A 19,607-nucleotide genomic window follows, 5' to 3' on the forward strand; every position below is an offset into this window, starting at 1 on the left:
AGGTCTCTCTCCACTTTCCCCGAATGATCTAGCTGAAGCTCTGCCCTTCGAATAATCAATATGTCAGTTCTAAACCATCACTCTCGCTTATGGAGAATTGCAAACGCCTTGCGGATTCATGGTTATGAGGCCCGGCGCAATTCCGTCCGCCACCGCCCGAGCCGATCCACCGCATCGTCGAGCATCGCCGCGTTCTTGCAATGGCACAGCCTGACGATGTGATCGGGCCGTCCGTCCCCTTCCCACAGCGCCGAGATGGGGATCGAGGCAACGCCCGCTTCGCGCACGGCCCTTTCGCTGAATGTCCGGTCATCCAGCGCAATGCCGGAAGCAGGCAAGTCGATGCAGGTGAACCACGTCGCCACGTTGTCCAGCACGCAGAAACCCTGCTGCTTCAATCCTGCGATCAGCCGGTCTCGCGTGACCGACCATTGCGCAAGGCAGCCCTGTGCGATCGCCGGATCGGAAAGCGCTTCGGCCACGGCCCATTGCAGCATCGGCGGAGTGGTGAAAGTCAGGAACTGATGCGCGCGGCCGACCACCGCGGCGACTTCTCGGCAGCCCACGATCCAGCCTACCTTCCACCCGGTTGCGCCAAAGATCTTGCCCGCAGAGCCGATCTTCACCGCCCGCTGTACCATGCCCGGCTGGGCCAAAAGCGACGCATGCGCCCGGCCATCGAAGCGCACGTTCTCCCAGACCTCGTCGCAGATCGCGAAAAGATCATGCGCGACGCACAGGCCCGCCAGCATGGCAAGGTCAGCGGGTGACGCCACCGTTCCGGTGGGGTTGAGCGGATCGTTGAGGACAATCGCCCGCGTCCGGGGCGTGATCGCCGCGGCGATCGTGGCGGCGTCGAACGCCCAGACTGGCGGCTTGAGCGCGACAAACACCGGCGTGCCCCCTGCGCGGCGGACCAGCGGCGCATAGGCATCATAGGCGGGCGCGAACAGCAGAACCTCGTCACCGGGCGCAACCACCGCCAGGATGGCCGAAGCCACCGCCTCGGTCGCGCCTGAAGTCACCACGACGCTTTCCGGCGCAAGATCAAGGCCTTGCGTGCGCGCATAGAAGGCTGCCACCGCCTTGCGCAGTTCAGGCAGCCCGGCCATTGGCGGATACTGATGCGATTTCTCCAGCGAGGCATGGGTCAATGCGCGCAGCAACTCGGCCGGCGGAGGCCCGTCGGGAAACCCCTGCCCCAGATTGATCGCGCCCAGATCGCGGGCAAGGCCGGACATATGCTCGAAGATGGTCACCGGCATTTCGGCATAGATCGGGTGCAGGTGCGATTGCGGTTCGGTCATCGCCTACCAGCCTAGCCAGCAGCGAGCCCTGCTTGCAATGGCTCCTGACAATCCGCGACGCGTGGACATTTGGGTGGTTGAAGTGAACTGATTTCAGGTGCAATCACCCGCGCCACAAAGCCCATTCGGGCAGAGCGCATTCGGAGAGCACGCAATGGCAGGCATGGTACCGTTCGATTGGGAAGATGCATTGGGGCTGGACAGCCTGCTGACCGACGATGAACGGATGATCCGCGATGCCGCACGCAGCTTCGCGCAAGACCGCCTTGCCCCGCGCGTCATCGATGCTTTCGCCAACGAGCATACCGATCCCGAGATTTTCCGCGAGATGGGCAACCAGGGCCTGCTTGGCGTGACCCTGCCCGAGGACTACGGCTGCGCCAACGCCGGTTATGTGTCCTATGGCCTCGTCGCGCGCGAGGTGGAGCGGATCGATTCCGGCTACCGCTCGATGATGAGCGTGCAGTCCAGCCTCGTGATGTTTCCGATCTTCGAGTACGGCTCGGAGGACCAACGGCGCAAGTATCTGCCAAAGCTGGCCACCGGCGAATGGATCGGCTGCTTCGGCCTGACCGAGCCTGACGCGGGGTCTGACCCGGGCGGGATGCGCACGGTGGCCCGGAAGGTCGATGGAGGCTATGTGCTGAACGGCGCAAAGACCTGGATTTCCAACGCACCGATTGCCGATGTCTTCGTCGTCTGGGCCAAGAGCGAGGCGCATGGCGGCGGCATCCGCGGCTTCGTGCTGGAAAAGGGCATGAAAGGCCTGTCCGCGCCGAAGATCGAAAACAAGGTCAGCTTGCGCGCCTCGATCACCGGCATGATCGTGATGGACGATGTCTTCGTCCCCGAAGAGGCGCTGCTGCCAAACGTGCAGGGCCTGAAAGGACCGTTCGGCTGCCTCAACCGTGCGCGCTATGGCATCTCATGGGGCGCGCTGGGCGCAGCGGAGTTCTGCTACCACGCAGCGCGACAATACGGGCTTGATCGCCATCAGTTCGGCCGCCCGCTGGCGGGAACGCAGCTTTACCAGAAGAAGCTGGCCGACATGCTGACGGAAATCACGCTGGGCCTTCACGCCTCACTGCAGGTCGGCCGCCTGATGGACGCCGGCAGGTTCGCGCCCGAAATGATCTCCATCGTCAAGCGCAACAACGTCGGCAAGGCGCTCGACATCGCCCGCATGGCGCGCGACATGCACGGCGGCAATGGCATCTCCGGCGAATATCAGGTGATCCGTCACATGGTGAACCTCGAAACGGTGAACACCTACGAGGGCACGCACGATGTCCACGCGCTGATCCTGGGCCGCGCGATCACCGGGATCGCGGCGTTCTGATCACGAGGTCAGCGTGAACGCGGCGCTGCTTGTGGCGGTCACGCCATCGCGCCGCGCCATGGCCTGACCGATCAGTAGCAGCGCCGGGCCATCGCCAAGCGCCGTGCGCGCCACCAGCGGCAGCAGATCGAGCCGCGTGTGGAACTGGCGCTCTTCGGGAAGGCTGGCCGCCTCAACCAGCGCCACCGGCGTATCGCCGGGAAGCCCGGCCTCGATCAGCCCGCGTGACACCGCGCCGGCCGAGGACTTGCCCATATAGACCGCCAGCGTGGCTTCGGGATCGGCCAGCGAGACCCAATCGAGCGAAAGGGCTTCGCCTGCACGGACATGCGCCGTCACGAAAGTCAGCTTGCGAGCGAGGCCGCGCAGGGTGAGCGAGGCCCCCAGGCTGGCCGCAGCGCCACTGGCGGCTGTCACGCCGGGACAGATCTGCACCGCCACGCCCGCCGCGCGGCAGGCGTCAAGCTCTTCAGTCGCCCGGCCGAATATCGCCGGGTCCCCACCTTTGAGGCGGACGACGCGGTGACCCGCCAGCGCGGCTTCCACGATCAGGCTGTCGATCGTCTCCTGCGCCTTGGAATGCCGCCCCGAGCGTTTGCCGACATGGACCAGGCTCGCACCCGGTGCGGCCAGCGCCAAAACGCCGGGGGAAACCAGCGCATCGTGGAAGATCATGCTGGCCGTGGCGATCAGGCGCTCCGCTTTACGCGTAAGCAGTTCGGGATCGCCCGGACCGGCACCGACGAGCCACACCGAACCCGCTGGAAAATCGCTCATTGCGCTGCCTCCTCGCATGTCTCGTTCCATTCGCGCAGCAGCCGGGCGATGGCCGGGCGGCACGAACCGCAGTTGGTCCCCGCGCCACAGGCCCTGCCCACTTCCGCCACGGTCACCGCGCCCTGCTCTGCCTGGGCAAGTATCTGGTTTGTGCCGATGCCATGGCAGACGCAGACCACCGGGCCGCGATCCGGCGCAGGCGCGCTGGGCCGCGCGGCCAGCAGTTCGGGCAGGAGAGCACCGCTCGAACCCAGTTGCGCCGCGATCCACTCACGCGGCGGCAATTGCCCGGTGCGGGTGATGAACAGCGCTCCGGCCATCGCACCGCTGCTATCGACCACGGCAAGACGGCGCATGCCCCGCGCCAGATCGACCGCCTCGCTGCGATTGCCGGCGGGCAACAGGGCATCGGCATCGACAGCGCCATTGCCGGCAAGCTCATAGAGCCAACCGCCAGCGATCGCCGATCGGCTCCACCAAACAAGGCCTTCGGGCGCGATCGGTTCACGGCGGACGAGAAATCCGCGCCATTCGCTGCTGACCGGTTCGATCCGGCAGGCATTGTTCTTGAAGCCAGGCTGGCCCGACACCGGATCGACCGATTGATCCGGAAGGAGGTTGCCGCGCCCGCCGCTGGCCATGGCATCGGTCCAGTGCATCGGCACGAAGATCTGACCACGACCCTGCGCATCGGTCACGCCCACGCGGAACACCGAACTGCCCGATGCCGAGACCACGCGGGCAAGCGCGCCATCGGCAATGCCTGCCGCAGCAGCATCGGCAGGATGCACTTCCAGCAGCGGTTCGCGGCGGTGCTGGGCCAGCGTCGGCGAAAGCCCGGTGCGTGTCATCGTGTGCCACTGGTCGCGATAGCGCCCGGTGTTGAGGCGCAAGGGAAAATCGGGTTCAGCGGCGCGAGTGCGCGGCTCTACCGGCACGACTTTCATCTCGCGGCCCTGCAGCGGATGGCGTCCGCCCCAGATGAACGGCTCAAGCGCTTCATAGTCTGCGTCGGCAATCCCGGCATGCGCAGTCAGGTCGAGAACCTTGCCGTGCTTTACCGAAAGCGCAGTCATCGCGGCGTATTCGCGGAACACGGCGGCGGCGTTGGGCCAGGCAAATCCAGCAAAGCCCATGGCCTGGGCAACGTCGGCAATGATCGCCCAATCGGCCCTCGCCTCACCCGGCGCGGCAAACAGAGCGCGCTGGCGGCTTACGCGGCGTTCGGAATTGGTGACGGTGCCATCCTTCTCGCCCCAGGCCAGCGCGGGCAGGCGGATGTGGGCGAGCCGTGCCGTATCTGTATCGGCGATCACGTCCGATACGACCAGCGTCTCGCACTTGGCCAAGGCTTCGCGCACGAAGCCGGCATCGGGCATCGAAACGGCGGGATTGGTGGCCATCACCCACAGGAACTTGACGCGGCCATCGTGCACGGCGCGGAAAAGGTCGACGGCCTTGAGCCCGGGGCCGCTGCACATGCGCGGAGCCTGCCAGAACGCGGCGGCATCGGACAGTTCGTTTTCGGAAAAGCCGAGATGGCAGGCCAGCATATTGGCCAGCCCGCCCACCTCGCGCCCGCCCATGGCGTTGGGCTGCCCTGTCATCGAGAACGGCCCCATGCCCGGCGCATTGATCCGGCCCAAGGCGAGGTGCAGGTTGATGATCGCGTTGCCCTTGTCGGTCCCGGCAACCGACTGGTTTGCGCCCATCGAGAACACCGTGACCATGCGCGGGTGCGCGGCGACAAGATCGGCCAGTGCGTCGAAGGTTTCGGGCGGGACGCCATGGTCGCCCATGGCCGGGACCGGATCGGCAAGGCCGCGCCGATCCATCTCCGCCAGCAACGCGTTGAACAGCGCTACGTCGCCATCCGGCTGAACCGGCACGTGAAGATCGGCCTGTTCGGCAGTTTCGGTGCGGCGCGGATCGATCACGACGATCTTCGTGCCCCGTGCCTCGCGCGCGGCTTCGATCCGCTGCCAGATCACCGGGTGGCACCATGCCGTGTTCGAGCCGACAAGGAGGATCAGGTCCGCCTCGTCGAGATCGTCGTAGGTGACCGGCACCACGTCCTCGCCGAAGGCCCGGTTGTGCGCGGCGACGGCGCTGGCCATGCACAGGCGGCTGTTGGTGTCGATGTTGGCGCTGCCGACAAAGCCCTTCATCAGCTTGTTGGCGGCATAGTAGTCCTCGGTCAGCAGCTGGCCGGAGACGTAAAGCGCCACGCTGTCAGGCCCATGGCGTTCGATGCAATCGCGCATCCTGGCGGCAACTTGGTGGAGCGCTTCGTCCCACCCGGCGCGGGCATTGCCGATCATCGGATGCAGCAGGCGCCCTTCCAGCCCAACCGTCTCGCCCAGATGCGTGCCCTTGGAACAGAGCCTGCCGAAGTTGGCGGGATGCTCGCGGTCGCCCTTGATCGTGACCGCGCGCTCCCCCGTCACCTCGGCGCGAATGCCGCAGCCGACGCCGCAATAGGCGCAGGTGGTGCGAACCTGCTTCAAGCGGCGCGCTTCCCGACCACGGCCGAGCGCAGCAGGTACATGCGCCCGGCATCAACCTTCATCGGCACTGTGGGTACGCACCCCTTATCCTCGCCCAGCGCCTCTCCGGTCTTGAGCGAAATGTTCCAGTTGTGCAGCGGGCAGGTGACGACATTGCCGTGGACGATGCCCTGTGACAGCGGCCCCTGCTTGTGCGGGCACTTGTTCACCAGCGCGTAGAACTCGTTCTTGAGCGTGCGGAACACCGCAATCTCGTCCGATCCCACCACCGGCAGCGTGCGTGCGGTGCCGGGGGTGATCTGGTCAACGTGACCGATGTCGAGCCATTCGCCGATCATGCTGCGAACTCCGTGATCGAAAGGGGGCGCACTTCGGCAAGGTGCTGGTGCAGGTCGGCATCCTTGCCCGCCACGCGCTCGGCCCAGGGGTCGTCCTGACAGAATGTCTGCGAATAGCGGAACCTCGCGGCGAGGCGCTTGACGCTGTCGGGATCGTCGAACAGGCCCGACTTCACATGGTCGAGGCCCACCCGCTCGATCCACGGGGCAGTGCGTTCAAGGTAGTGCGCCTGTTCGCGGTAGAGCTGGATAAAGGCGGCGCAGACATCCATCGCCTCTGCCTCGGTCGTCACCTTGCACAGGAGGTCGGTGGCGCGGACCTTGATCCCGCCATTGCCGCCTACGTGAAGTTCGTAGCCTGAGTCGACGCAGACCACGCCGAAGTCCTTGATCGTGGCCTCGGCGCAATTGCGCGGGCAGCCCGATACGGCGATCTTGAACTTGTGCGGCATCCACGAACCCCAGGTCATGCGCTCCAGCTTTACGCCGAGGCCGGTGGAATCCTGCGTGCCGAAGCGACACCATTCGCTGCCGACGCAAGTCTTCACCGTGCGCAGGGACTTGCCATAGGCGTGGCCCGAGACCATCCCGGCGGCATTGAGATCGGCCCAGACGGCGGGCAAATCCTCTTTCCTGATCCCGAAGATGTCGAGCCGCTGGCCGCCGGTGACCTTGACCATCGGCGCGTTGTACTTTTCCACCACATCGGCAATCGCGCGCAACTCGCGCGGGTTGGTGAGGCCACCCCACATGCGCGGGACAACCGAATAGGTGCCGTCCTTCTGGATATTGGCGTGGAGGCGTTCGTTGACGAAGCGGCTCTTCTGGTCGTCCTCGTATTCGCCCGGCCAGGCGCAGAGCAGGTAGTAATTCAGCGCCGGGCGGCACGAGGAGCAGCCATCGGGCGTGGTCCAGTGCAGCTCCTGCATCACCTGCGGGATGGCCTTGAGGCTCTTCTCGATAATCAGGCGGCGGACATCATCGTGGCTGAAGCTGGTGCACTTGCACAACGTCTTCGGACCCGACTGAACTTCACCGCCCAATGTGATCGCCAGCAGACTTTCGACGAGGCCCGTGCAGGACCCGCAAGAGGCCGAAGCCTTGCAGGTGCTGCGCACGGCATCGAGGCTGCACGCGCCTGCGTTGATGGTCTCGATGACCTTGCCCTTGGAAACGCCGTTGCAGCCGCAGATTTCTGCGTCGTCCGAAAGGGCTGCAACGGCGGCATTAGGGTCCAGCAGGGCACCTCCGCTGGAAAAGGCCTGACCAAAGATCAGCGCCTCGCGGATGTCGGAAATATCCTTGCCCTTCTTCAGCAGGTCGAAGTACCAGTTGCCATCGGCGGTATCGCCATAAAGCACCGCGCCGACCAGCTTGTTGTCCTTCACGACAACGCGCTTGTAGAGCCCGCGAGCGGCATCGCGCAGGACGATGTCTTCCGCGCCGTCCCCGCCCGAGAAATCGCCTGCAGAAAACAGGTCGATTCCAGAAACCTTGAGCTTGGTCGAGGTTACCGATCCCACATAGCCCGAAGGCTGTTCGCACGCCGCATCGGCCAGCGCGCGGCACATGTCCCACAGCGGCGCGACCAGGCCATAGCAGGCGCCGCGGTGCTGCACGCATTCGCCCACCGCCATGATCGCGGGGTCGCTGGTGATCATGTGGTCGTCAACCACCACGCCGCGCTCGACATTCAGGCCCGCTGCCTTGGCGAGGCCGGTCGCCGGACGGATGCCGACGGCCATGACCACGATGTCAGCCGCAAACTCGCGCCCGTCCTTGAGCTTCACCCCGGCAACATGGCCCTCCCGGCCGATGATCTCGGCGGTATCGCCACCGGTCACGATGGTCTGGCCCCGACGTTCCAGCTCGGTCTTGAGCAGGTAACCGGCCGCTTCATCAAGCTGGCGCTCCATCAGCGTCGGCATCAAGTGAACGACGGTGACCTTCATGCCGCGCAGCGAAAGGCCATGCGCTGCCTCCAGCCCGAGCAGGCCACCGCCGATCACCACGGCCGAACCGCCCCTTTCGGCGGCAGCCAACATCTTGTCGACGTCATCCAGGTCGCGGAACGTGACCACACCCGCCAGATCCTTGCCGGGCACCGGGATGATGAACGGATCGGAGCCGGTGGCGATCAAAAGCCGGTCGTAGGGCTCGACCCGGCCGGACTTGGCCACGACCGTCTGTGTTGCGCGGTCGATCGAGACGACCGGGTCGCCGGAAACCAGCGCGATGCCGTTGTCGGCATACCAGTCGTCACCATTGATGACGATGTCCTCGAACGCCTTTTCACCCGCGAGGACCGGCGAGAGCATGATGCGGTTGTAGTTCACCCGCGGTTCCGCGCCGAAGATCGTCACGTCGAAGCGCGCAGGATCGCGGGCAAGGATCTCCTCGACGGCGCGGCACCCGGCCATGCCGTTGCCAATCACCACCAGCCGCTCCTTCACGGGCGCAGTCCGGTCCTTTTCCATCAGGGTAGCAGGGGCGTTCACGCAAACGTTCCTTCGCAGACGCGTGAACACAAAAAAGCCGCCCGAACACATCCCGATTGGGAGGTCTGGGCGGCGACGTTGCCACGCGATGTTGATCTGTTCGGCCTTGCGCTGGATCGCCCGTCCTTGGGCGGCACTGCGGCCTTCGCTTAATTGGCTAACCGATTCGGGGGCTGCACTGCAAGGGTTATTTTGCAGTGCAGCACGCCAGTGTCAGAACGCCACCTCGGCCTGCAACCACAGGATCTGGCGATCCACGCCGAACTTGTCGGCATTGTAGTTGGCATACTTGACCAGCCAGCCGACCTTTTTCGTCCTGAAGCCCAGGCTCGCGTCCCATTCGGTGCCGAATTTCACGTTGCCGATGTCGCTGTGAAACTCATGATATGTGACGTTGGCGTTGAGGCCCTGCACGGCCTTCACCTTGGGGAAGACCTTGGCCAGCGTGAGGTAAGTGTCCTCAAGACCATTGCCCGGCGTGGTCAGGAACAGGTCGGCCCAGCCGTTGAACTTGTGCAGCGTGGCGAGTGGCGTCTGGAATGCCTTGCCGGCGGACTTGTCCGCGCCCAGCTTCTCGTAGCCGCCGGTCAGGGTGAAGCCCTGGTACGCCAACCCCAGCTCGCCGACCATGAAATCAGCCTGATAATTCACCGGGTTGCGGCCAATGTCCATCTGCCGCGCATAGCTCGCCAGCACGTTGAGCTTGACCGCTTTCGACAGCGGGACGGTGCCGGAGATGCGCCCGCCATATGTCTGCGAGGAGTTGGCGAAGGCGAAGGCTTCATCGTAATCGAGGATATAGGAAAAGCCCTTCACCTGCAGGGGGCCGGCCTTCACGCCCGCCTGCACGAACACGAAGTCCCCGTCCATCGCGCGGCGCGGCCCGGCTTCGGATCCGAAGATCGAATCCTGCTGGATCGCATAAGTCGCATCGAGGCTGACCGGGCCAAGCGTGGCTTCGGCGCGCACCGCATCGAAGGTCTGCTCGTTCTGCCGCCAGGCAACCGAGCCGACGAAGCGCTGGTCATTGAGGTTGATGCGCTGGCGGCCCACAGTCAGCGCAAAGTCCTTCACCTTGTACATGATCTGCGCGCGGTTGAGGTCGATGCTCTCGCCATCGGCGACCACGGCATACTGCGGGCGCCGCTGCGCACTGCCGGGCAGGGCAAACGGGAAGGCATTGTATTCGTTGTTCAGACCGAGCGTGCCTTCGGCCTCGACCAGGACGGAAAGGTGTGATGGCGCGTGCTTCAGCTCGACACCGGTGCGCAGGCGCACGGTCAGCGCATCGGCGTCGACCGTCGGCTGGTCCACACCCTCGTAGCGAATGCGCGCATCGATAATCGGGTCGAGCGTCAGCCCCTCCCCCACCGGCACCGGATCGCCGAACGCGGGCTTAGCTCCAGCGAACGCCGTATGCGCGAAGGCCATCGACGACGCGAACAGCGTCGCCGCGAATGCAGTCTTTTTCATGTTTCCCTCCTGAACCCCTCAAAGAAGGCCGTTCAGGCATCCTCTCGAAATCAGCCGCGCCTCAGGCGGCGTGGACCTTTGGCCCGTGATCGTATTCCGCAAGGAAGCGCAGCACTTCCTGGCGGTAGGCGTAAAAGTCCGGGTGCTTGAGCAGCGCCTTGCGATCGCGCGGGCGCGGCAGATCGACCTTGAGGACCTTGCCGATGGTAGCGTTGGGCCCATTGGTCATCATCACCACACGGTCTGCCAGCAGGATCGCCTCGTCGACATCGTGCGTGACCATGATCGCCGTCACCTTGGTGCGGTTCCACACTTCGACCAGCACGTCCTGCAGGTCCCAGCGGGTCAGGCTGTCGAGCATGCCGAAGGGCTCGTCGAGCAGCAGCAGGCGCGGGGACAGGGCGAAGGCGCGGGCAATGCCGACACGCTGGCGCATGCCGTTGGACATCTCCGCCGCCATCTTGTCCTTGGCATCGGCAAGGCCGACGCGATCAAGGTAATAGTCGAAGATCTCGCGCCGTTCCGAACGTGTAGCGTGCGGATAGACCCGCTCCACCCCCAGCGCCACGTTCTGCCGCGCGGTCAGCCACGGCATCAGGCTCGGCGCCTGGAACACGACTGCCTTGTCCGGCCCCGCCACGTCGATCTCGCGGTTGTCGAGGATTATGCCGCCCTTGCTGATCTCGTTCAGCCCGGCCGCCATGGTCAGCACGGTGGACTTGCCGCAACCCGAATGGCCGATCAGCGAGATGAACTCGCCCTTGTCCATCATCAGGTTGAAATCCTCGACCACGGTGAGCGGCCCCTTTGGCGTCGGGTAGACCTTGTGGAGTTTCCAGAACTCCATGTAGCGCCTGGTCGCACCCTTCTTCGCCGCGTCCTGATAGGCCTTGGGCGGAGGCGCAAGGTCAAGCGGGGTGACATTGGGCAGGTGCCCATAATCGCTGCCTTGCGCGGCCTTCTCGCCTGCCAGACCGCCAAGGTAATTGACGATCTCGGTGCGCAGCTTCTGGAATTCGACGCTGTCGTTCACCGCCTCGCGATCGCGCGGGCGCGGCAGCGTGACCGGGAAGATGCGGCCGATCCGTGCGGCCGGAGCAGGCGTCAGTACCGCCACCCGGTCTGCCAGCAGCAGTGCCTCGTCGACGTCGTTGGTGACGAGGATGATCGTGCGCTTCTCTTCCTCGCGGATACGGTCGATCTCATCCTGCAGCTTCGCGCGGGTCAGCGCATCGAGCGCCGAGAGCGGTTCGTCCAGCAGCAGGATTTCCGGCTCCATCGCCAGCGCGCGGGCGACCGAGACGCGCTGGCGCATTCCGCCCGAAAGCTGTGCGGGCTTGCGGTCCATGGCATGGCCGAGGCCGACCAGTTCGACCTTCTGCTTCACGAGCGCCGCGCGCTGCTCCTTGCTGCGGTCCTTGTGCACCGCATCCACCGCCAGCGCGACATTCTGTTCGACCGTCAGCCAGGGGAACAGCGAATAGGACTGGAAGACGAGGCCGCGATTCTTGTCCGGCCCGTCAATCGCCTGCCCGTGCAGCAGGATCTCGCCCGCATCGGGTTCGACGAGGCCAGCGATCGAGGAGATCAGCGTCGTCTTGCCGGCGCCCGAGAAGCCGAGGATCGCGATGAATTCACCTTCCTCGACATCCAGGTCGATGCCGCCGAGGACTTCGCTCACGCCGCCGGTCTTGCCGGTGTAGCTCTTGCGGACGTCTTTCAGGGAAAGGATCGTGGCCATGGTGCGTCCCTTTCTCAGACAGTACGGTTGCGGCTGACGAAGGACTGCAGCGCCATCATCACCCGGTCGAGGCCGAAGCCGATCAGGCCGATCACCACCACGGCAACCATGATGCGGGCGAGCGACTTTTCCGAACCGTTCTGGAACTCGTCCCACACGAACTTGCCGAGACCGGGGTTCTGCGCGAGCATTTCCGCCGCGATCAGCACCATCCAGCCCGTGCCAAGCGACAGGCGCATGCCGGTGAAGATATAGGGCAGCGACGAGGGCAGGACGAGGCGGGTGAGCTTGGCAAACCAGCCGAGGCGCAGCACGCGGCCCACCGCGATCAGGTCCTTGTCGATGCTGGCTGTGCCGATCGCGGTATTGATCAGCGTCGGCCAGAGCGAGCAGAGCATCACCACCACGGCAGAGACCACAAAGCTCTTGGGCAGGGTAGGATCGTCGCTGGTGACCGATGCCGAGACCACCATTGTCACGATCGGCAGCCACGCCAGCGGGCTGACCGGGCGCATCACCTGCACCAGCGGATTGATCGCGGCGTTGACCCGCTTCGACATGCCCGCGACAAGGCCGAGCGGCACGGCGAACAACGTCGCCAGCACAAAGCCTGCCGCCACCGTCTCGAGGCTGGTGAAGATCTGGTCGATGAAGGTCGGCGGGCCGGTATAGGCATAGCCCGCGGCCACGGCTTCGGCGGCGGCTACGCGCGAGGCGGCGGCTTCGTCGAGCAGGCCCCCGAACGCCGACCAGACATCGCCCGGCCCAGGGAGCGTACCGAGCGATGTCTGTACCAGCGGCGCCAGCAGCGCCCAAAGCGCGAGGAAGCCGCCGATCCCCGCCAGTGGAGGCCAGAGCGCATCGAGCGCGGCGCGGCCCAAGGGAATCTTGATCCCGAACGGCAGCGCCTTTTCCGGCTTCGCAGCAACTTCCACAGTAGTCTCCGGTGCCGTTTGCGGGAGGAGGGCAGCGCCCCCCTCCATCACTTCCGCTTCGGTGCCGACGAATTCGTCCTTGCGCAATGCGACCGCGTTCATCGTAAGTGCTCCTGGTTTACTTCACGCCTGCCGGGGTCACCGTCTGGCCCTGCTTCAGGCCGATGGTGAACTTGGCGAGGTAGGCGTTGGGCTGCTTGCCGTTGAACGTCACGCCGTCGATGAAGCCGGACTGTTCGGGCTTGTAGCCATCGGTTTGCGGAATCGCGTCCTTGGGGATCGTGCCCTTCTCGGCCAGGTCCTGCGCCGCGGCGAGGTAGAGATCGGGGCGATAGACCGCCTTGGCGGTGTCAAAGTACCACTGGTCGGGCTTGTCGGTCGGGATCTGGCCCCAGCGACGCATCTGCGTCAGCGTCCATACCGCGTCCGAATAGTACGGGTATCCGGCAAACTGGTTGAAGAAGACGTTGAAGTCAGGTGCGTCGCGCGTGTCGCCCGGCGCGAAAGTGAACTTGCCGATCATGCTGGCCCCGATCACTTCTGGGTCAGCGCCGACATACTGCGACATCGACAGGATCTTGACCGCCTCGGCGCGGTTCTTGCCGCCGTCTGCATCAAGCCATTGCTGGGCCTTGATGATCGCGCGCAGCAGCGCCTTGACCGTGTTGGGGTTCTTGGCCGCAAACTCCTCGGTCAGACCGAAGACCTTTTCCGGATTGCCCTTGAAGATTTCCTCGTCCGTGATCACCGGAACGCCGATCTTCTTTTTCACGGCGGCCTGGTTCCACGGTTCGCCCACCGAATAGCCGTCGATGGTCCCGGCCTCGAGCGTCGAAGGCATCTGGGGCGGCGGCGTCACCGAAATCTGGACTTGCGCACCCGTGGTGCCCGCCGTGTCGCCGGGCAGATAATAGCCGGGCTGGATGCCGCCTGCCGCCAGCCAATAGCGCAGCTCGTAATTGTGCGGGCTGAACGGGAAGACCATTCCGAACTTCAGGTTCTTGCCCTTGAGCACCGACGCGGAGACAGGATGCTGGACCTTGCCGTCAGGGCTCTTGGGCAGACTGCCCGCGATCTCGCCCCAGACCTTGTTCGAGATGGTGATGGCATTGCCGTTGAGATCGAGACTTATCGGCGCGATCAGCTTGGCCTTGCCTCCGATGCCTGCAGCTGCGGCAATCGGCTGGCCCGCCAGCATGTGCGCCCCATCCAGTTGCCCGCCGACTACGCCGTCGAGGAGCACCTTCCAGTTCGCTTGAGGCTCGAGCGTCACGCTCAGCCCCTCTTCGCGAAAGAAGCCCTTTTCCTGCGCAATGGCGAGCGGGGCCATGTCGGTCAGCTTGATGAAGCCGAGCTTCAGCACAGGCTTTTCGATGCCATTGGCCGAAGCGGCGGGTTTTTCTGGCGCATCCCCGCCCTTGCCGCAGCTTGCCACGGCCACGCCCGCCAACAGCGCCGCGATCATGCCCCGCCGATTGAACCTGCCCAGTCCGACCATATTCGACCACCCCTCAGATGCGGCGTGGCAAACACGAAAAAGCCGCCCGAACGCATCCCGATGAGGGAGGTCTGGGCGGCGACGTTGCCACGCGATGAAAACCTTAAGGCCGTCCGGATCACCGCCGCCCGTCCTTGGGCAGCACCGTTTCGGCCTGGATGCAAAGCTATGTGATTCGCCTGCTCTTGGGCAAGCCTTTTTTGCACCGCAGCGAAACTTTAACTCCGATGCTGGCTTTCGATGTAGGATTCCAGCAGTTCCGGATCGAATGGCTTTCCATCAAAGAAGCTGTTGTTTTCCAGTGTTATAATGCCTTGCTGCATGCTCACCGAAGTGGGCTTGTGCAGGCTGCCTTCAACCTTTGAGCTGGCCCCCGGCAAGGGCTCACCCGTACCCAGTAGTGCGCTGCGATATACATCCGGACGGAATACGCGCGCCGCCTTGGCCGCGTCAGCCGGATCAAAGGTAAGCCCATCCCACCGCACCATCTGGCTGTAGAGCCACTCGGCCTGGCTGACCCACGGGAAGTTCGCCGCCTCGCGATGCTGGAACATGAAATCAGGGTAGTGCAGCAGCTCGCCCCCCTGTGCCAGAAGCAGCCGATCGGAGATCGCACGGCCGATCAGCGTGGCATCGCCATCGAGGTACTCGGGCCGTGCCAAAATCGCCGCATTGCCTTCAAGGTTCGCCGGATCGACAAAGTGCTCGCCCGCCTTGCGCAGGGCGCGGACCAGTGCCTCCGCCTCGCTGCGGCGCTCGTCCATCACCCGCTCACGGAAGGCCAGGACCTTCTCCACGCCGCGCCGCCAGATCTGCGCCGTGACCAGCACGATCTCCCCGGCGCCGCGTTCCACGGCCACGCTGTTCCACGGCTCGCCCACGCAGATCGCGTCGACCTCGCCATGCTCCAGCGCGTCTGCGCAGAACGGCGGGGCGACAGTGGTGATTTCAACGTCCACGTCAGGTTGCACGCCGCAGGCCGCCAGCCAGTACCGCAGCATGTAGTTGTGGCTGGAATAGCGATGCACCACGCCAAAGCGCAGCTTGCGCCCCGTTGCCGCGACATGCGCTTTCAACGCCGCGCCCACGGTTGCCGGGTCACCCAGCCCTCCGCCGGGGTTCACCGCTTTGGCCAGATCGGGCCGCATCGTGATAGCATTGCCGTTCAGCCCCAGCACAAAGGGCACAGACAGCGGCTGAGCCGGCCGCCCGCGCCCAAGCGTGGTCGCGATTGCCAGCGGGGCAACCATGTGCGCGGCGTCGCTGTGGCCATAGAGCAGCCGGTCAAGCACCGTCGCCCAGCTCATGTCGCGCACCAGCCGCAGCGACAGGCCTTCCGCCTCGGCAAAGCCATGCTCACGCGCGAGGATCGGCAGGCAGGCGTCCACCAGCGGCAGGAAGCCGATGGTCAATTCACCCGATGCGGCTGCGGATGCCATCACTTCCCTCCCATCAGCTGGTGTGCCGTAACCACCGCTTCGGCAATGTCGGCAATGCGCTTGCCCTGGTTCATCGCCGTCTTGCGCAGTTCGGAATAGGCCTGCGGTTCGGAAAACCCGCGGCTGTCCATCAGGATGCGCTTGGCCTTGTCGACCACCTCGCGCTCGGCCAGCTTGCCCTTGGCTTCAGCCAGGTCAGCCTCCAGCCGGGCAAAGGCGTTGAAGCGGCGCACGGCAAGATCAAGGATCGGCCTGATGCGGTGCGGTGCCAGGCCATCAACGACATAAGACGAAACCCCGGCGTCGACCGAGGCCGCGATAGATTCCTCGTCGCTTTCATCGACAAACATCGCGATGGGGCGGCCAAGCACGCGGCTGACCGCGAAGTATTCCTCCAGCACGTCGCGCGAAGGGTTGCCTAGGTCCATCAGCACGATGTCGGGCGCGATCTCGCCGATGCTGGCCACCAGCCCGCGCCGCTCGGTAACCACGAAGATCTCGCAGTCTTCCAGCGTGGCCAGCCCTTCGCGGATCACCGCGGCACGACTAGCGCTTTCATCGACGATGGCAATCCGCATGGCCACGCCTAGTGCGCGGAGGGCAGCGCAGTTTCAAGGCCAATCTCTTCCGCAAGCAAACAAGGAGGGGCCTGCGATTGACCGCCTTACCCGGTGTGCCCGCCTGTCAGAGTGGCCAGAACCACAGGATCAGCGGCGTGCCGATCAGCACCACCAGCAGCGATAGCGGCGCGCCAAGCCGGGCATAGTCGCCAAACCTGTATCCCCCCGGCCCCAGCACCAGCGTATTGCACTGGTGGCCGATCGGGGTGAGAAAATCACAGCCCGCGCCCACCGCAGTCGCGATCAGGAACGCCTCGGGGCGGTAGTGGAGTTGCTGGGCGAAGACCCCGGCAATCGGGGCCATGACCAGCACGGTCGCAGCGTTGTTGAGGAATGGTGTCACCGCCATGGCCGCAACCAGGATCAGCGCGACCGCACCCCAAGCCGGAAGCTTCACCGCAAAATCGGCAAGCAACTTGGCAATCACATCGGAAGCCCCGGTCGTTTGCAGCGATGCGCTGACCGGAATCAGCGCGGCCAGCATGATGAGGATCGGCCATTCGATGCCCTTGTACGCCTCGTCCGCAGGCAGCGCGCCGGTGATCACGGTCAGCCCCGCAGCGGCAAAGAACGCCAGCGCGGCCGGCACGAAGCCGGTCCCTGCCGCAACCATGGCTGCGGCCAGGATTACCAGTGGCAACCAACGGGTACGCTTTGACCCAAGCCCGATCTTGCGCTCAGCCAGCGGCAGCGCACCCATTTCGGCAAGGCGCGCCGGCAAGGTATCGAGCGGCCCTTGCAGAACGATCACATCACCCGCCTGCAGCACGGTATTGCCGGGCTTGTTGGCGATAGTCTCACCCTCGCGCGAGATGGCCAGCAAGTTGATGCCCAGCCGTTCGCGCATCTGCAAACGCCCGGCAGTGCGCCCGATGAGCCCGGAATCGGCATGAACGACGGCCTCGATTACACCGATGCCATCCGGTTTGCGGCCATCTCCATCTTCGTCGTCACCCGCAAGCGTCAGTCGGTCGGCGCCGATGACCTGTTCGAGCAGGTTGGGCTCGCCGCTGAGGATCAGGACATCGCCTTCACCGATATGCGTATCCGGCGAAACCTCGCCGCGCATGTCGCCGCGCAGCAGGCCGGCAACTTCGACCTCGCCCTCGTGCCGCTCGACAAATTCGGAAACGGTCAAGCCCGCGACAGGCGATCCCGTCGTGACCGTAGCTTCGATGACATAGGCAGAGATGTTGATCGCTTCCGACATGCCCTGCGCCGCATGCCGGTCGGTGGGCAGCAGGCGCCAGCCCACCGAAAGGAATATCAGGCCAACCGCCAGGAGCGCGATGCCGGTCGGCAGGTAGTCGAACATGCGGAAAGGCTCGCCCGTCATCTCCTCGCGCACGCGGCTGACGATGATGTTCGGCGATGTGCCGATAAGCGTGGTCAGTCCGCCCAGCAGCGAGGCAAAGGCCATCGGCATGAGATAGAGCGACGGCGATGCCTTGTTGCGACGGGCCATCTGCACGGCCCCCGGCATCAGCATGGCCAGCGCGCCGACGTTCTTGATGAAGCCCGATGACAGTCCCACCGCCGCCGAAAGCACCAGCATCTGCCGCTGCGGCTTGCGAATGCGCTGTGCCAGCGATTGCAACAATCGCTCGATCATGCCTGATCGCTGCACTGCGGCCGAAAGGACCAGCGCCGAGCCGACAATCACCACGATGTCATCGGAAAAACCGGTAAACGCCGCATCCGGTGATACCACGCCTATCGCCACCGCAAACAACAGCGCGATGACCGCAGTCACGTCATATCGGAAGCGTCCCCACAGAAACAGGGCCATCATCCCGCCAAGGGTGGCCAGTGAAAGCCATTGGGGCTGCGTCATTGCTGCCCCCAACGCTTAACCGATATTCAGGTTCCAGATCAGAAGCGCAGCTCGCCCTGAACCGCTCCGCTGCGCCGCTGGGCTGGCACGGGGCGGACTTGCGGCAGCAGGCAGCGCGCCTTCCCCTGCAGCACATAGACCGCGTGGCGTTGCCCGCCGCGGTTTTCGTGGTCGATGGCATAGCCCTTGTAATAGCGGCGCAGCAGGCCCGCACCGACCAGTTCCGAAACCGCGCGGCTGAGGTTGCTCTTGCCCGAAGCCCGAACGCGCGCACGAACTTCATCCTCGATTACTTGCGCCGCGTGTTCCAGGTCTTCGGGCATGCGGTCCTCGAGGATCAGGTCAGAGCGCACCCGTTCGGTCAGCGCCACACGGCGAGGATCGCGCGCACCCATCGGGGCAAGGCTGTCGCACAACCAGTCCCGCAAGGTGAAAGCTTGCCGGCCGCGCCGGACGAACGGCCCGGCCTCACCCTTCTCGTCGGCAACCTCGGCGATCAGGCTCAGCACCATGAACGCATAGCGTGGCCTCGAACTGGCCTGCGAAAGGCAGTTCAGCAGGGAAGACATCGCGCCATGGGAAGACGGGCCGGGGAGGATGGCAGTCTGGAACATTCAGGGATTCAACAAAGCACATAACATGACTCCTGTGAATCCCCGGCGGAGTCTGGCGCTGCCGAATTCCAACATTTGTCCCGTGTGACACTTTACCCGAAGGCAAAGTGTCACAAGCTAACCTTTGGCTTCAGCGCGCCCGTCATGTCGGCATAGACCTCTAGGCACTGGCACGACTTTATACTGAGATTCACACAACCAAGGCGGCGTGGACAGATTCCTCGAGGCCACAGGTCGGCCGCGTAATGGTTGTCCCGGCGATGCATCGTTCGGGACCATCAATCCCAGCGGCACACAGCGCGCTAGCGACGATGCGGTAACCGGAAAGGCCGGTTTGCAGTACGAATTCAGCCGCCGTGCTCAGGTTTATGCAAGCTGTACCCGCGGATACTAGGGCCAGGGTATCGACACCGAGCCCACGGCCAACTTCGGCAATGACCCGGTGATCCAGCCTGAGCGCGTAAAGTGGGCTTCAAGGGCTCGACATCGGACGGCTCGCTGAGCGTAGCGGCAGCTGCGTTTCTCGCGGACTATACCAACCTTCAGGTCCAGGCCAACCGCGGCGACCCGGCCAACGGCGTGATCGCCTTTCAGCCGACCAATGCGGGCAGCTCGCGCACCAAGGGCGTGGAAATCGAAGCCACGCTCCGTCCCTCGCGTCGTTTTTCCGTCAGCGCAGCCGTCACC

15 protein-coding genes are annotated in these 19,607 nt (G+C 64.6%); 2 read left to right on the top strand and 13 right to left on the bottom strand.

From position 1 onward, the window contains the following. Nucleotides 1-122: 122 nt before the first annotated feature. Nucleotides 123-1,307, bottom strand: a complete 1,185-nt coding sequence (locus HGI46_RS20240) for an aminotransferase (protein WP_168905614.1) — start codon at nucleotides 1,305-1,307, stop codon at nucleotides 123-125. Between the two features lie 154 nt (nucleotides 1,308-1,461). Here HGI46_RS20240 and HGI46_RS20245 point away from each other — a divergent pair, with 154 nt between their 5' ends. Further along, on the top strand, nucleotides 1,462-2,646 hold the full coding sequence (locus tag HGI46_RS20245; RefSeq protein ID WP_168905615.1) for an acyl-CoA dehydrogenase: 1,185 nt from the start codon (nucleotides 1,462-1,464) through the stop codon (nucleotides 2,644-2,646). Here the strand turns inward: HGI46_RS20245 and cobA are convergent, their stop codons facing one another. The 12 genes from cobA to HGI46_RS20305 all read right to left on the bottom strand — a co-directional run bounded on the left by cobA (nucleotide 2,647) and on the right by HGI46_RS20305 (nucleotide 18,920). After that, nucleotides 2,647-3,423 carry a uroporphyrinogen-III C-methyltransferase gene (cobA, locus tag HGI46_RS20250; protein ID WP_168905616.1) on the bottom strand — a complete coding sequence of 259 codons (777 nt, stop codon included), beginning with the start codon at nucleotides 3,421-3,423 and terminating at the stop codon, nucleotides 2,647-2,649. Then, complete coding sequence (locus HGI46_RS20255; RefSeq protein WP_168905617.1) at nucleotides 3,420-5,930, bottom strand: molybdopterin-dependent oxidoreductase; 2,511 nt, start codon at nucleotides 5,928-5,930, stop codon at nucleotides 3,420-3,422. Before HGI46_RS20255 ends, cobA begins: the two co-directional genes overlap by 4 nt. Next, nucleotides 5,927-6,268 (bottom strand): nitrite reductase small subunit NirD, encoded by a 342-nt coding sequence (gene nirD / locus HGI46_RS20260; RefSeq protein WP_118074941.1) that lies wholly within the window; start codon nucleotides 6,266-6,268, stop codon nucleotides 5,927-5,929. Before nirD ends, HGI46_RS20255 begins: the two co-directional genes overlap by 4 nt. Continuing rightward, a complete protein-coding gene (gene nirB, locus HGI46_RS20265) occupies nucleotides 6,265-8,745 on the bottom strand; it encodes a nitrite reductase large subunit NirB (protein ID WP_168905626.1) in 2,481 nt (826 codons plus the stop codon). The genes nirD and nirB overlap by 4 nt, the downstream gene beginning before the upstream one ends. Before the next feature lie 234 nt (nucleotides 8,746-8,979). Next, entirely contained in the window at nucleotides 8,980-10,239 is a 1,260-nt protein-coding gene (locus tag HGI46_RS20270; protein ID WP_168905618.1) for an alginate export family protein, read from the bottom strand. A gap of 61 nt (nucleotides 10,240-10,300) precedes the next feature. Beyond that, a complete protein-coding gene (locus tag HGI46_RS20275; protein WP_168905619.1) occupies nucleotides 10,301-11,980 on the bottom strand; it encodes a nitrate ABC transporter ATP-binding protein in 1,680 nt (559 codons plus the stop codon). A 14-nt stretch (nucleotides 11,981-11,994) separates the two neighbouring features. Beyond that, entirely contained in the window at nucleotides 11,995-13,017 is a 1,023-nt protein-coding gene (locus HGI46_RS20280) for an ABC transporter permease (protein ID WP_240946916.1), read from the bottom strand. 16 nt (nucleotides 13,018-13,033) lie between these two features. After that, nucleotides 13,034-14,413 (bottom strand): CmpA/NrtA family ABC transporter substrate-binding protein, encoded by a 1,380-nt coding sequence (locus HGI46_RS20285; protein WP_206065856.1) that lies wholly within the window; start codon nucleotides 14,411-14,413, stop codon nucleotides 13,034-13,036. Between the two features lie 218 nt (nucleotides 14,414-14,631). Then, the gene (locus HGI46_RS20290; protein ID WP_168905620.1) at nucleotides 14,632-15,852 is read right to left on the bottom strand and encodes an ABC transporter substrate-binding protein; all 1,221 of its coding nucleotides are present in this window, start codon (nucleotides 15,850-15,852) and stop codon (nucleotides 14,632-14,634) included. Continuing rightward, nucleotides 15,852-16,430 carry an ANTAR domain-containing protein gene (locus tag HGI46_RS20295; protein WP_168905621.1) on the bottom strand — a complete coding sequence of 193 codons (579 nt, stop codon included), beginning with the start codon at nucleotides 16,428-16,430 and terminating at the stop codon, nucleotides 15,852-15,854. The genes HGI46_RS20290 and HGI46_RS20295 overlap by 1 nt, the downstream gene beginning before the upstream one ends. A gap of 106 nt (nucleotides 16,431-16,536) precedes the next feature. Beyond that, the gene (locus HGI46_RS20300) at nucleotides 16,537-18,306 is read right to left on the bottom strand and encodes an SLC13 family permease (RefSeq protein WP_168905622.1); all 1,770 of its coding nucleotides are present in this window, start codon (nucleotides 18,304-18,306) and stop codon (nucleotides 16,537-16,539) included. A gap of 38 nt (nucleotides 18,307-18,344) precedes the next feature. Next, nucleotides 18,345-18,920: a hypothetical protein gene (locus HGI46_RS20305; protein WP_240946917.1), complete on the bottom strand. Its 576-nt coding sequence runs from the start codon at nucleotides 18,918-18,920 to the stop codon at nucleotides 18,345-18,347. Between the two features lie 465 nt (nucleotides 18,921-19,385). Here HGI46_RS20305 and HGI46_RS22280 point away from each other — a divergent pair. Continuing rightward, the coding region (locus tag HGI46_RS22280) for a TonB-dependent receptor (RefSeq protein WP_346766784.1) at nucleotides 19,386-19,607 on the top strand (222 nt) is incomplete at its 3' end.

Source organism: Novosphingobium sp. ERW19, assembly GCF_012641315.1.
In the GTDB taxonomy this organism is placed as follows: Bacteria; Pseudomonadota; Alphaproteobacteria; order Sphingomonadales; family Sphingomonadaceae; genus Novosphingobium.